The 13,423-nt window shown below is 70.5% G+C and carries 10 protein-coding genes; 5 read left to right on the plus strand and 5 right to left on the minus strand.

All coding sequences use genetic code 11. The annotated features are described in order from the left end of the window. Nucleotides 1-20: 20 nt before the first annotated feature. On the minus strand, nucleotides 21-821 hold the full coding sequence (locus AB0M54_RS05550) for a hypothetical protein (protein ID WP_364469304.1): 801 nt from the start codon (nucleotides 819-821) through the stop codon (nucleotides 21-23). 32 nt (nucleotides 822-853) lie between these two features. On the opposite strand from AB0M54_RS05550, the gene AB0M54_RS05555 reads away from it, so the two are divergent. Further along, a complete protein-coding gene (locus AB0M54_RS05555; protein ID WP_364469306.1) occupies nucleotides 854-1,030 on the plus strand; it encodes a hypothetical protein in 177 nt (58 codons plus the stop codon). On the opposite strand, the gene AB0M54_RS05560 is transcribed toward AB0M54_RS05555, so the two are convergent. Continuing rightward, complete coding sequence (locus tag AB0M54_RS05560; RefSeq protein ID WP_364469308.1) at nucleotides 1,007-2,008, minus strand: LLM class flavin-dependent oxidoreductase; 1,002 nt, start codon at nucleotides 2,006-2,008, stop codon at nucleotides 1,007-1,009. The two genes, AB0M54_RS05555 and AB0M54_RS05560, sit on opposite strands and share 24 nt — an antisense overlap. A 76-nt stretch (nucleotides 2,009-2,084) precedes the next feature. Here AB0M54_RS05560 and AB0M54_RS05565 point away from each other — a divergent pair, with 76 nt between their 5' ends. From AB0M54_RS05565 to AB0M54_RS05580, 4 genes are all read left to right on the plus strand, one after another. Continuing rightward, entirely contained in the window at nucleotides 2,085-2,522 is a 438-nt protein-coding gene (locus AB0M54_RS05565; RefSeq protein WP_364319902.1) for an RDD family protein, read from the plus strand. Nucleotides 2,523-2,729: 207 nt separating this feature from the next. Then, on the plus strand, nucleotides 2,730-4,916 hold the full coding sequence (locus tag AB0M54_RS05570) for a bifunctional diguanylate cyclase/phosphodiesterase (protein WP_364319904.1): 2,187 nt from the start codon (nucleotides 2,730-2,732) through the stop codon (nucleotides 4,914-4,916). Beyond that, nucleotides 4,885-5,667: a helix-turn-helix transcriptional regulator gene (locus AB0M54_RS05575; protein ID WP_364469310.1), complete on the plus strand. Its 783-nt coding sequence runs from the start codon at nucleotides 4,885-4,887 to the stop codon at nucleotides 5,665-5,667. The genes AB0M54_RS05570 and AB0M54_RS05575 overlap by 32 nt, the downstream gene beginning before the upstream one ends. Nucleotides 5,668-5,778: 111 nt before the next feature. Continuing rightward, nucleotides 5,779-7,767, plus strand: coding sequence for a transglycosylase domain-containing protein (locus AB0M54_RS05580; RefSeq protein WP_364469312.1), 1,989 nt, complete (start codon nucleotides 5,779-5,781; stop codon nucleotides 7,765-7,767). Here AB0M54_RS05580 and AB0M54_RS05585 read toward each other — a convergent pair. From AB0M54_RS05585 to AB0M54_RS05595, 3 genes are all read right to left on the minus strand, one after another. After that, nucleotides 7,764-9,158, minus strand: a complete 1,395-nt coding sequence (locus tag AB0M54_RS05585) for a M36 family metallopeptidase (protein WP_364319910.1) — start codon at nucleotides 9,156-9,158, stop codon at nucleotides 7,764-7,766. The two genes, AB0M54_RS05580 and AB0M54_RS05585, sit on opposite strands and share 4 nt — an antisense overlap. 63 nt (nucleotides 9,159-9,221) lie before the next feature. After that, entirely contained in the window at nucleotides 9,222-9,788 is a 567-nt protein-coding gene (locus tag AB0M54_RS05590) for a HEAT repeat domain-containing protein (RefSeq protein WP_364319912.1), read from the minus strand. 30 nt (nucleotides 9,789-9,818) lie between these two features. Beyond that, a complete protein-coding gene (locus tag AB0M54_RS05595) occupies nucleotides 9,819-13,412 on the minus strand; it encodes a hypothetical protein (protein ID WP_364469314.1) in 3,594 nt (1,197 codons plus the stop codon). Nucleotides 13,413-13,423: the final 11 nt, after the last annotated feature.

Raw genomic sequence — 13,423 nt, forward strand, 5'->3', positions numbered from 1 at the left:
CGTGATCACGGCGTCGCCGATCAGCTCGGTTTCATCGTCCACGAGCCGTCGCCCTCGATGGCGACGACGGTGGTTCCGGCAGGAAGGTCGATCTCGCCGGAGTACTTGCCGATCTCGTTGACGAGCAAATCGGGGTAGTCGCCGTACGAATGGACGACGAAGTTGGAGCTGCCCCGGTGGGTGACCTTGGCCTTGGCCGGGCCGGTGACCCGCAGGACCTGGGGACCCTTGCCAGACGTGACCCGCGGCCACCGCGGCGCCTTGTCCATCACCTTCACGACGATCTTCCACGAGCCGTCGGCCTCGACCTTCAGCGCGGCGGGGGTGTCGTCCAGGTCGAGCGGGCGTGACCCCTGGTACGAGCCCACATCGTTGACGATGAGCCGCTTCTCCTCGCCGTCGGAGCCGACCGACCAGATCGCGAAGTTGCTGCTTCCGCGGTGGCTGATCACGGCGAAGTGGGAGAACTCCCCGGTCTGCGGCTTCAGCTCGACGACTTTGTTGCCGCGACCCGAATAGGTGACGTCGGCCGGGGGCGGGCCGGTCGGCGCGGTGGTCGTGGGCGGGGCCGAGGACGGCTCGGTGACCGGCGGCGCGGCCTCGGGCGTGGTGGGGCGGGGCGAGGCGGGCTCGCCGCCGGGGGCCGGCAGGCGCAGCCCCGAGAGCGGCCCGCCCTCCCTGCTGGCGACGACCATGAACGTCGCCCCGCCGCCGCAGCACAGGACCAGGACGCTGACCACGATGCCGAGGATCAGGGGCAGCCGGCTCTTCCGCGGCGCCGGCTGAGGCGCCGGCGGGAAGTAAGGAGGGGGAGCGGTCACGGCGGACAGGATAGTTGTCCGAGGTCCTTTCCGTGGTCCCGCCATTTTCGCTGGTCCGGCCGGCCGCGGTGAACGCGGTCCGCCGGGCCGGTCCCCGGTTCGACGCCGAGCCGGCCCGGCTCCGTGCCGATCCGGCGGCCGGCCTCGACGGCGACGCCCCCGCCCGGGTGATCGAGATGCTCAGGTCAGCGGCCGAGGGCCGGCCCTAAGGTCTGCGCCATGTCGGTGAGGATCTGGATGTAGTCGTCCGGGCGGAAGGTGAACGGCAGGGCGAAGGCCACCTCGTCGACCTCGCGGAAGGCGGCCTGCGCGTGCAGGCGCTCGGCGATCTCGGCCGACGGGCCGACGATGTCCGGCGCGAACATCATCCGGGCCGGGCCCTGCGGGGTCGTCGTGCGCGGCAGCCGTGTGGCCGCGTACTCCCGATAGCGGTTGACCTGTTCGGGCGACGCGCTGTCGGTCGGGATCACGACCAGCCCCTGCGACACCCGGGCCCGGTCGCCGTCCGGGTGGGCGGCCCGGAACGCCCGGATGTGGGAGAGCTGGATCTGGGCGAAGTCGTCCGACTCCTCGGCCCGCACCACGCTGCTGGTCAGGAAGTTCATCCGGTGCTCGCCGGCCCATCGCGCCGAGCGGAGGCTGGCGCCGCCGTACCACATGCGGGCGCCGAGACCGGGGGAGTGCGGCTGGACCCGGTCGGCGAAGTCCTCGAAGCCGACCCGGCCGCGGAAGTCGGTCACCTGCTCACCGCGTACGAAGGAGAGCAGCCTTTCCACCCGCCGGTAGGTGAAGTCCTCGGCCTCGGCGGTGTCCGGGTAGAGCACGTCCTTGACGTCGTCCCAGCGCATCGGCGGACCGACGCTGATGCCCGGGTTGATCCGGCCGCCGGAGAGCACGTCGAGGGTGGCCAGGTCTTCGGCCAGCCGCAGCGGGTTCTCCCAGCCCAGCGGGGTCACCGCGGTGCCCAGCTCGATGTGGCTGGTGCGCTGGGACGCCGCGCCGAGCACGGCCACCGGCGACGAGATGCCGAACTGCAGGTGCCGGTGGCGCAGCCAGGCGCTGTCGAAGCCGAGGTCTTCACCGAGCCGGATCAGCTCGAGCGTCGCCTCGTGCCCGGCCGCCGGGTCGTTCTCGTCGAACAACCCGATGGTGAGGAAACCCAGCTTGCGAAGCGGGCGCGAGTCCACGTCCTCACGTTAGCCCGGAAGATCGTCGGGGTACGGGGGAACCCGGGCAGGTCCACATAGGAGATGAGGAGACATCGTGTCTGTTACGGGGAACGCTCTCGATGTGCACGTGACCGGGCGCCGGGTGGTCGCCACGCTGATCGACGGCCTGATCTTCAGTGTGCTCGGCTACCTGGCGACCTCGCTGTTCGGGACGACGGTCGAGTCGTCCAGTTTCCAGCTCACCACCCTGTCGCCCGGCGGCAGCGTGGTGCTCTTCGTCGTGGCCCTGGCCTACTACATCCTGTTGGAGGGGCTGCTGGGCCGGACGGTCGGCAAGATGGCCACCGGCATCCGGGTGGTCCGTGAGGACGGCGTCACGCCGCCCGGCTTCGGCCCGGCCACCATCCGCACGCTGCTGCGCATCGTCGACGGCCTCCTCGGCAACCTGGTCGGCTTCATCATCGTGCTGGCCAGCCAGAAGCGTCAGCGCCTCGGCGACCTGGCCGCCAAGACGCTGGTCGTCCGGGCCTGATCGACGGCAGATCAGGTGGCGAGCACCGCCCGCGGGGCCCGCTCGCCGCGAACTTCCGCGAGGCCGGAGCACGACACCTCGTGGTGGCGGGCGTCACTGCGGCGACGGCCGCTCGACCGGCTGGGCGTGCCGGTCGCTCAGGTTTGACGGTCCGCTGCCGATGGCACCCATGTGCGGTACGGGCGAGTGTGGCTGGGGTGGCTGGCGGTGGGTCTGCTCGCCATCGGTGGGTGGTGCCTGCTCGCCGACGGGCTGCCCCAGGATATCGCCTACGACGTGATCGGGCTGGCCTCGGTCGGTGCGATCGTGGCCGGGATCCGGATCCACCGGCCGGAGCGCGCGGCGATGTGGTGGTGGTTCGCGGCCGGGAATTTCGTCTGGGTGCTGGGCGACCTCACCTACGAGTTCTACGAGCACGTGCTGCATCAGGAGCCGTACCCCTCGTTGGCCGACGCGTTCTATCTCAGCGCGTACCCCATGATGGTCGTGGGTCTGCTGATGCTGGTGCGGCAGCGCCGGACCGGGGCGGGGCTGGTCGACGCCTCGATCGTGGCGACCAGTCTCGGGCTGATGCTGTGGATCTTCGTGATCCAGCCGATCGCCGCCGACTCGGACGCCTCGACGCTGGAGCGGCTGATCGGCGTGGCCTATCCGGCGGGCGACACGATGATGCTCTTCCTGCTGGCCGGGCTGGCCACCAACGGGCGGAAGGGCTCGCCCAGCTCGCACCTGCTCGGCCTGGCCACCCTGTTGCTGCTCGCCTCCGACGTCACCTTCGCGGTGCTGTCGCTCTACTCCGATCAGCAACCCTCCGTCCTGGACGCCGGGTTCCTGATCTCCTACGTGTGCTGGGCCGCGGCCGCGCTGCACCCCTCGATGCGTGGCTCCGTGGCCGGCGAAGAGCCGGACGTGCGGATGACCCGGCGCCGGCTCGTCCTGCTGGCGATCACCGCGGTGCTGGCGCCCGGGCTGCTGTTCGTCCCGTCGGTCGGGGCGGAGCAGCTCGCCCGGTGGGCCGTCGGCGCCTGTGGCATCGTGCTGTTCCTGCTCGTCGTGGGGCGGATGTCCGGTTTCGTGGCGACCGTGCAGCGGCAGTCCGGCCAGCTCGCCGACCTGGCCATGCGGGACGACCTGACCGGCCTGGCCAACCGCCGCCGGTTCGAGCAGGCGGTCCGCGAGGCGCTGGCCGGCGGCCGCCCCACCGTGCTGCTGCTCGACCTGAACGGCTTCAAGGAGATCAACGACGACCTCGGGCACGCGGTCGGCGACCGCCTGCTGGCCGTCCTGGCCGGGCGGCTGCGCAACGCCGTGCACCCCGATTCGGTGGTGGCGCGGATGGGCGGCGACGAGTTCGCGGTGCTGCTGCCGGACGCGCGGCCCGGCGACCTGCCGGTGGTGGTCGACCGGCTGGCCGGGACGCTGCACGAGGCGATCCGGGTGGGCGAGCACGACCTGCTGGCCTCGGCCAGCATCGGCAGCGCGGACGGCGCCGGCCTGGACGACCCGGTCGAGATGCTGCGCCGGGCCGACGTGGCGATGTACGCGGCCAAGCACGAGGGCGCCTGGCACCGGGCGTACGAGCCGGGCCTGGACGAGCGGGCCGGCGCCGAGGCGCGGCTGGGCGCCGAACTGCGGGCCGCCCTCGACGCCGAGCAGTTCCGGCTGGTCTTCCAGCCGATCGTGACGCTGCCCGAGGGCCGGCTGGCCGCGGTCGAGACGCTGGTCCGCTGGGAGCACCCGGAACGCGGCCTGGTCGGCCCGGACGACTTCGTCCCGGTGGCCGAGCGCAACGGCCTGATCGTCGAGCTGGGCGCGTGGATCCTGCGTACCGCCTGCCTGCGGGCCGCGGGCTGGCGCCGGGAGCACGGTCCGGCGGCGCCGCCGAAGATCAGCGTGAACGTGTCGGCCCGCCAGCTCGCCCAGCCCGGCTTCCCGGACACCGTGCGCGAGGCGCTGGCCACGAGCGGGCTGCCCGCCTCGGCCCTGGCCATCGAGGTCACCGAGACCGCCGTCTTCACCGGTGGCCGCGCGGTCGAGGCGCTGCACCAGATCCGGGCCCAGGGCGTGCAGGTGGCGCTGGACGACTTCGGCACCGGTCACTCGTCGCTGGGCCTGCTGCAGAGCGTGCCGGTGGACATCCTCAAGGTCGACAAGTCGTTCATCGACAACGTCACCAAGGCCGGCCGGCACGCGGTCATCGCCTCCTCGCTGATCGACATCGGCAACGGGCTCGGCCTGGCCACGGTGGCCGAGGGGGTGGAGACCGCCGAGCAGGCGGCCGAACTGCACCGCCTGGGCTACCGGCTGGCGCAGGGCTACCACTTCGGTCGGCCGGTGCTCGATCCGATGGCACCATCGAGGGATGCTGCCCTCACGTTTGCTGCGGTCCAGTGACCACCTGGGCTGGCGATCGGTCCACGCCGAGGTCTACCGCGACCCGCCGACGGCCGAGTTCGCCACCTCGGCGCGGACCGACCTGCTGCTCGTGCTGGTGACCGGCGGCAACTACGAGATCGAGAGCCGGCAGGGGCGGTCGTGGCGGCGTGCGGTGTATCGGCCGGGTTCGGTCGGCGTCACGGTGCCGGGTAAGACCGATCGGCTGCGCTGGCGGGCGCACGCCGGGCCGCCGCTGGAGTCGCTGCACCTGCGCCTGGCCGCCGACCTGATCCCCGCGGGCGCCGCCCCGATGGACACGCTCGACCTGAACGACCCCTACATCACCGCGTCGGCCTGGGTCCTGGCCCGGGCCCTGCGGGAGGGCGCGCCCGCGCTGTACGCCGACTCGGTCGCGCAGGCCATGACGATGCACCTGGCCCGCCCGCCGGCCGAGGGACGGACCGGCGACTTCGCCTCGGTGATCGACCTTCTGCACGCTCGGCTCGGCGACGACCTGACCCTGGACGACCTGGCCGCGCAAGCGGCGATGAGCAAGTACCTCTTCCTGCGGATGTTCAGCCAGGCCACCGGGATGACCCCGCACCGCTACCTGACCCGGCTGCGGATGCGCCGCGCCGCCGAGCTGCTCCGCGGCACCGGGCAGAGCGTGCAGCAGATCGCCATCACCTGCGGCTACCTCAGCCCGGGACAGTTCGCCGCGGCCTTCCGGCGGGAGTACGGCATGAGCCCCCGCAACTATCGGCGCTAGCACCGCAACTCCGGGCGCGGATCGGGCCTGACCCGCGCGGAAAGCCGATCTCATGACTCTCCCCGATCAACTGACAGCCAGATCTCAGATTCCGGGTGTACGCCTGGGAGCATGCGTGCTCTGGCCAGGCTCGGAGGCCTGCTCATCCTGGTGACCGTGTTGTCCGTCGCGGCGGCCGTGCCCCTCGGCCTGGCGGCCCGCGCGGTCACCCGGGTGCGGCGGCCATCCCTCCCGCAGCAGGTGCTCGACCCGGTCACGGATCAGATCACCCGGGTCTACGCCGCCGACGGACACACCCTGATAGCGACCTTCTACGACGAGGACCGCCACGATGTCGCCCTGGCGGCCATCGCTCCGGTCATGCGACAGGCGATCGTGGCGGCCGAGGACGCCCGGTTCTACCAGCACGGCGGCGTCGACCCGCGGGGCGTGCTGCGGGCGCTGGTCGCCGACGCCGGCTCGGGCCACGCCGGTCAGGGCGCGTCGACGCTGACCATGCAGCTGGTGCGCAACGCGCTCAAGGACGACCCGGCGCTGACGCCGGCCGAGCGGGCGTCCGCGACGGCGGACACGGCGGCCCGCAAGCTGCGCGAGGCGGAATACGCGGTCGAGCTCGAGCAGCAGCTCAGCAAGCAGCAGATCCTGGAGAACTACCTGAACATCGCCTACTTCGGCGACGGCGCCTACGGGATCGACGCCGCCGCCCGGCGCTTCTTCGGCGTCTCGCCGGCGAAGCTCACTCTCGCCCAGTCCGCCCTGATCGCGGGCGTCCTCCAGTCGCCCGACTCCGACAATCCGGTCACCGGCGACCGCGCTCAGGCGCGATCCCGCCAGCTCTACGTCCTGGCCGCGATGGTCCGGGCCGGAATGATCACCCAGACCCAGGCGACGGCCGCGGCCGCCCGGAAACTCACCTTCACCGGCACGGCCCGGGCCAGTGGGTGCACCGACTTCTTCTGCGACTACCTGCAACGGTGGTGGGCCGCCCAGCCGCGTCTCGGCAACCTGCGCACCGGCGGCTACTCGATCGTCACCACCCTCGACCCGGCGGTGCAGAAAGCGGCTTCCGCGCAGGCCCGCACGGTCTACTCGAACGGCAACCGCAAGGCGTTGCCGATCGCCGTCGTGCAGCCCGGCACCGGGCACGTGCTGGCGCTGGCGGTCAACCGCCGCTTCGGCACGGCCAAGGGCGAGACCGTCGACCCGCTGATCAGCGGCGGCGGTGGGGTGCACGGCTACCCGTCCGGCTCGACCTTCAAGCTGTTCACCATGCTGGCGGCGCTCCAGGCCGGGATGCCGCTGAACACCGGGTTCGACGCGCCGGCCAGGCTGGTCACGCCCTGGTCCGACGACGGGCCGGGCAACTGCGGCGGCCGGTACTGCCCGGGCAACGGCAACCCGGCCTGGATGGACGGGCCGCGAACCATGTGGAACGCGTTCGGCCGGTCGGTGAACACCTATTTCGTGCACCTGGAGGAGCAGGTCGGGCCGGCCGCGGCGGTGGCGCAGGCGAAGAACCTCGGCATCTCGTTCTCGGCGCCGGCCGACGCGCGGCTCGCGGCCGCACCCGACGGCTGGGGGTCGTTCACCCTCGGCGTGGCCGACACGACACCGCTCGAGCTGGCCTCGGCCTACGCCACGATCGCGGCGGACGGCAAGTACTGCGCGCCCACCCCGGTCAGCTCGATAACCGACGCCCGCGGAGCGAAGGTGCCGGTCGCCGACGACTGCCGGCAGGCCCTGCCGCCGGACGTGGCCCGGGCCGCGGCCGACGCCGCGCGCTGCCCGGTCGGCGAACAGAGCGCCTGGCACCAGTGCGACGGTGGCACCGCGCCGCAGGTCGCCGGGATCTTCGACGGTCACCCGGTGGCGGGCAAGACCGGCAGCACCGAGGACAACGCCACCGAGACGTTCGTCGGGTTCACGCCCGCGGTGGTGGCGGCGGGCATCGCGAACGATCCCCGGGACCCGTCCGACCACGTCGGCCACGCGGTCGAGTCCCGGGTGGTCACCGCCGTCGCGCGCACGCTGCATACGGCTGCGCGCGACAGCGGCTACCCGTCGTTCATCCCGCCGTCGCCCTCACTGGCGTTCGGTTAGAGGATGCCGCGGTTCTGGAAGGCGGCCTTGACCTTGGCGGCCGCACCGGCGCCGTAGAGCGCGCGGGCGGTGATCACGGTCAGGTTGGCCGCGGTCGGCATGTCGGTGTCCGGCGGGAAGTAGAAGTGCGCCTCGAGGATCACCCGGTTGGCGTTGCGCCGGCCGAGCGAGGAGTTGATGTCCCAGAGCGCGCGCGACCAGATCTCGCCGTCGTCGTGCACCTCGCCGTCCAGGTCGGCCGGGTAGACCTTGGTGCCGTCGGTGCGACGCAGGCAGTGCGGCTCGTCCGAGGTGTACGAGGTGGCGTCCCAGTCCATCACGCAGGCCCACGGCGTGACCCGGGTGTCGCGGCTGGTGGCCTGCGACATGGTCACCGCCCAGTAGTCGCCGAAGCCCTCGCCGATCGCGCCGGCCTCTTCGGACAGACCGTAGTCGGGCACCTGGTCGGCCTGGATCGCGTGGCCGTACTCGTGCCAGATGACCTCGTTGTCCTCGGCGTCGTCCACGCCACCGGTGCCGAAGGTGATCGAGTCGTCCGAGTCGTCGTAGTACGAGTTGTCGTCCTCGAACCCGGTGGTCCGGAAGTCCTGCGGCTCGTTGTTGACGTCGGAGAAGCCCAGGTTGTGGATGTACTTCTGCGTCTCGGTGAAGCTGTAGTACGCCATCACCTCTTCGAAGTGATCGTTCTCCCGGTCGAACTTGTACACCCGCCGCGGCGAGGTGACCGCATTGGCGCTGATGTTGTTCGCGTACGCGCCCTGCAGGGTGGTCTTCCCACGGTTGAGGTGGGTCAACGTCACGTTCCGGTACGCCTTCGCGGGAATCGCCGCGGCCGCGTCGTCCTGGTCGTCCAGCGACTCGTCCTGCAACTTCACCACCGGGTTGGGGTCGAAGACGCGCCCCTTGCCGTCCGCGTGGCGGATCGTGCGCTCCTCCTTGAGCAGCGCGCCGGAGCTCGCGTCGAGCACCGACCGCACGGTGCCGCCGGGCGACGCGGTCAGCGTCACCCAGGCCAGCTTGGCCGGGCTGCCCGGCACGACCATCAGCTGGGCGCCGGCCGGCTGCCGCTTGAGCCGGCCCGCGACCGCCGACTTGGCCCGGTCGCCGGAGATCCCGGCCGATCGGGTGGCCAGGCCGGTGACCTGCTTGCGGCCGTCGGTGACGACCGGAGCCTTGGCGTTCTTCTCGGTGTGCGTGGCGTAGTAACCGCCGAGCACCGGAATGCCCTGGTAGAGCTGCTGGTACCAGGTGTGGGTGCCGAGCAGCGACTGGCGCACCTGCACCTGACGCAGATCGTCGGGAAGGGATGGGGCCGCACTTGCCGGGCTCGCCGCCGCTGCCGTGACTAACCCGGCGATGACCAGGGGTACAACCGCTTTCAGTTTGTTCACAGCCGCCGATGCTAGACCGCGCGGAGACCGATGGAAATGTTTCGTTCGGAAAGCTGTCCCGGCCTACCCGCGGTCCCAGCGGGTCAGGCCGAGAATGTTCGAGCTGCCCGCGCGAAGCGCCTCGCTCTCGTCGCTCTCGCTGACCTGGGCGACCACCGGCCGCAGGACCGGCCACCGCAGCCGGCTCGAGGCGGACACCGCCGCGAGACGTACCCGAGGCTCGGAGCGCGCGGCGTTGTCCTGGATCGCGTCCACGATGGTCTGGTCGATCTGGGCCGGCGCTGCCGCGCCCAGCAGGCGCAACGCCGAGATCCGCTCCTCCGGCGTGCTGGCTGACGTCACCGTCTCGACGATCTCGGGGAGCGTGAAGCACGGCACGTCGCGGGTGATTCGGTCGGCGATCGGCTGCGGGTCGTCGGCGTCGACGATCAGGAACGGCCGCTTCAGGGCGCTGTCCTGCACCAGCGTCACCGTCCCGCCGTCCACCGTCCACGACCACTCCGGCGACGCGTCGGCGATCCGCGCGGCGGCCACGGAGTCCTGGTCGAGCTGCCAGCCGTACCCGGTGGCAAGCTCGTCGAAGCGTTCGAACGACACGCTGTCGCGCGGCACGACGTTGAGCGTGGGCAAGGCATCTCCTCTGTTTGAGTCCCGATGGGGTCAGCCACCCAGGATGACGTCGATAAGCTCGTCAGCCCGGGCCGCCAGCAGCGCGGCCAGCTTCGGGTCCTCGGCGGCGAGCTTCTCGGTCTGTTCCTTGGTGAACTGGTGCACCGTCACCGTAATGCCCGCCGCCTGCAGTTGATGGACGGCCGCCTCGCCGGCGGCGCTGTCGGTCGGCGACGTGTGCCAGAGGGAGACCGCCGAGACTCGAACCTTCATGTCCCAGTTCCGGGCCTTGGCCTCGTCCCGGTATCTGATGATCGCCGGGGCGCACGAGGGGCAGGGGCTGCGCGTGACGTTCATCTGCAACCAGCAGAGCGGCGAGTAGTCGAAGGTCTGCTTGAACTGCTCCGCCTCGGGCAGGCGGCCCTTCAGAGCCTCCATGACTACGACCTCGGCGTGCTGGCCCAACCCCTTGGAATCGGTCGGCGTACCCTTCGCCTTGAGCGCACGGTCCAGCTCGCGGCGCGACATGAACTTGGTGCCATCGTCGTGCTCGGCGTAGTACCAGGACCCGCTGTACTGCCGCGCGCTGCGGACCACGCGGAGCTTGCCCAGGTCTTGCGGCCAGGACAGCGATCCCTGGGCCCGGGTGGCGATGTTCTGGTCGAGCTGGACGTCCTGCGGGATGCGGAACGGCTGCGTCTCGTCGAAGTGACCCTGCCCGGTGCGCGGGTCGGCTTCCAGGTTCACGTCGACGTCGTACACCTTGGTGCGCGGGCTGGCCGTGACGTAGACGTCGTACCCCGGCTTGCCGGACGTGCGGTGGATGACCTCGAGCTTCTTCAGGCCGCGTGGCTGCCAGATCCCGTAGACGGCGGTGGCGGCCGCACGCACCTTCGAGGCCTCGGTTCCGTCGGGCGCGCGGGTACGCAGGTCCTGAACGACTCCGGCGCGGATCGCCGCTGGGTCGGCCTTGCCGTCCGGGCCGGTCTTGCCGTCCTTGCCCTTGCCTTTCGCCTTGGCTTTGAGCTTGGCCCAGATGGCCTTGCCCAGCTTGACGATCTTCCCGACGATCCAGTCGACGGCCTTCATCACCGGCTTCGAGAGCGCCTGGAGGAAGCTCTTGACCTTGGTGGCGATGCCACCGATTCCCAGGATCGCGGCGAGGGCGCCGATCAGCACCGGGATCGACTTCGCCAGGGCCCCTTCAATCAATGCGGGTACGCCGCCCGCGCCGCCACCGGCGATGGCGATCACCGCGTCGAGGACGGCGTTGACGAACTCGATGATCTGGGCGCCGCGTTCGATGATGAACGTGACGATGTCGATGATCATCTTGCAGGCCTTGATGAACGCACTGGCCGGGTTGAGCAGGCTGATGATCCAGGTGATGCCGGCGATCAGCACGGTCGGGATCAGATACTGCGAGATCTTGCCGAGCAGGTTCTCCTTGAGGTCGCCGACCTGGTCCTTGATCTCCTCGTAGGCGCCGGCCACACCCCCGGACTGGAGTTTCGCCACGATCGGGACACCGGCCTCGACCGCGGTCATCGCCTGCTCGGGAACGCCCTTCTGCACGATCCGGCCGCGGATCGCACCCCAGGTGAGGCCGAGCAGGGACGCGATCATGGACAGGATGCCGCGCAGGTCGAACTTGTCGGGGAGCTGGATGCCGGCGTTGGCCATGCTGCCGAGCAGCCAGCCGATCAGACCCTTCTTCAGATGCGACCCGATGTTGTTCATGAACGCCTTCAGGCCGGCGCCGACGGCGGAGACCAGGTTGCCGAGGAAGCCGATCGGGTCCTTCAGGATGGCCATCACCGCTTGGGCGGCCTTGGCCAGGACGCCGAGGAGGAGGTCCTTGAGCTTGAGGATGGTGTCGATGACGCCCTTGACGGCGTCGACGGCCTTGGCGATCAGGCCTTTGTTCTTCTCCTTCTCGGCCTCGATCTCCGCATCAACCGACTTCAACGCTTCGTTGTACTTGGTGGCCAGGGTCTGGACGAGTTCCTTGCCCTTGGCGTCCACGGACTCGGTCAGTTCGTCGAACTTCCCCGAGAACTCCCCGGCCGCTTCTTTACCGACGGCTTGCAGGTCGGCGGGCAGTTTCTGGACCTCGGCTTGCAACTGCTGGCGGCCGGTGGCGATGCGCTGTTTGGCCCGGTTGAGTTCCCCGCCGATGACGTCGGCGACATTGGAGATGACGCCCTGCATCTTGGTGACGTAACCCTGCCGGGCGGTGACGAAGATCTGGTTCGCTTCGTCCGGGAGGCCGGCGAACTTGTCCTTGACCCACTTCAGCTTCCCGGTGAACCCGGAATACCGCTTGTCCTTGTACTCGTCCATCTTCCGTTTGTGCTCAGCGGTGAACGAGTCTCTAGCCTGCTTCTCCCCTGAGCTGAACGCGTCGTCGACCTTCTTGTCCAGGCCGGTGAGGATGCTCTCGACGTCCTTCTGGGTGGCGTCGAAGACGGTCTGCAGTTTCGCGGTGACCCGCGCCCGTTTCGACTCGTCCTTGCCTTGGGCGCCCTGCTGGCCCTGCCCGACCGCGTTGTTGGCGGCAGCCTTCTGCCCGCGCATGGCCTCGACCGACCCGGCGGCGGTCCCCTTCGCGTCCGTCTTCGCATCGCTCAGCGTTTGGTTCTCGGCCGCCCTCACCTGCCCGGGTGCGGTCGCGGCGTGCTGTTCGCCGGCTTTCTTCTCCTTGAGGGCCCCGGTGAACTCCGGCTCGTTCGACTTCGCGAGTTGCTCCTCGGTGACTTGGGCGCCGGCCATCTCCTGGTTGACCTGGGCCGGTCCGGCGGAGAAGTCGGTTGCGGCGGCGGGGGCTTTGTCGGGGACCGCGTTGTCCGGGTTGGGTGCGCCGGGGTTCGCCGGGGGTGGGTCTTTGGCCAGCGGGGTGACCGGTTTTTCTTTGGCCGCGGAGGTGTCGGGGGCGGCTTTGGTGGTGGTCTCGATCTGCTTGGCCGACTGTTCCTTACCCTGCCCGACCTGCCCCTGGACCTGGCCTTTGACCGCGTCGGCTTTGCCGGAGTCACCGAAGGTGTCGGCCTCGTCCAAGTTCTTGGGCGCTTGGTCGGCGATGGCTTTGTCGACCGCGGCGATGAACGCGGCTTTGTCGAACGCGCCGGGCTGGGCGGCGTTCATCTTCTCGGCGTTCGCGGCCTTGCCCTGCGCCTGCTTGTCATCGGCGGGCGGCTTGGCGGCGGCTTGGGCGGCGTTGGCCTTCGACGCCGGTGGTGGGTGGGCGGCGAGGGTGTTCTGCTTACCTTTCACGTCCGACTTCAGCGCCGCGAACTTCGGTGACGCCGTGGCCGGCGGCCGTGACAGGCGCTGCACCGGCACCGCTGGGGGCGCGGAGGTGGGCGGTTCTGACAGGCGCTGCACCGGAGCCGGCGGCGCGGCCGCGGTGCCCGTGTCCGCGGTGCCCGTGTCCGCCGAGAGAGAAAGAACGTTCGTTCTCTCTGTGCCCGGATTATGAACGCCGGCGGTGGCGGGGTCCTCCGGCGGGGCGGCGGCTTCGGGCCCGGCCAGACGCTGGGCCGGTGTGGTGGTGTCGTGCTCCGCGACCTGGTCGGCGGGCTGGACCGAGCTCTCGGTCGCCGGGGCGGCCGGCGCCTGAGCGGTCGCGCGGCGCTGAGCGATCATGCCCGCCAGCG

This window comes from Actinoplanes sp. NPDC051470 (assembly GCF_040682035.1).
GTDB lineage: Bacteria > Actinomycetota > Actinomycetes > Mycobacteriales > Micromonosporaceae > Actinoplanes.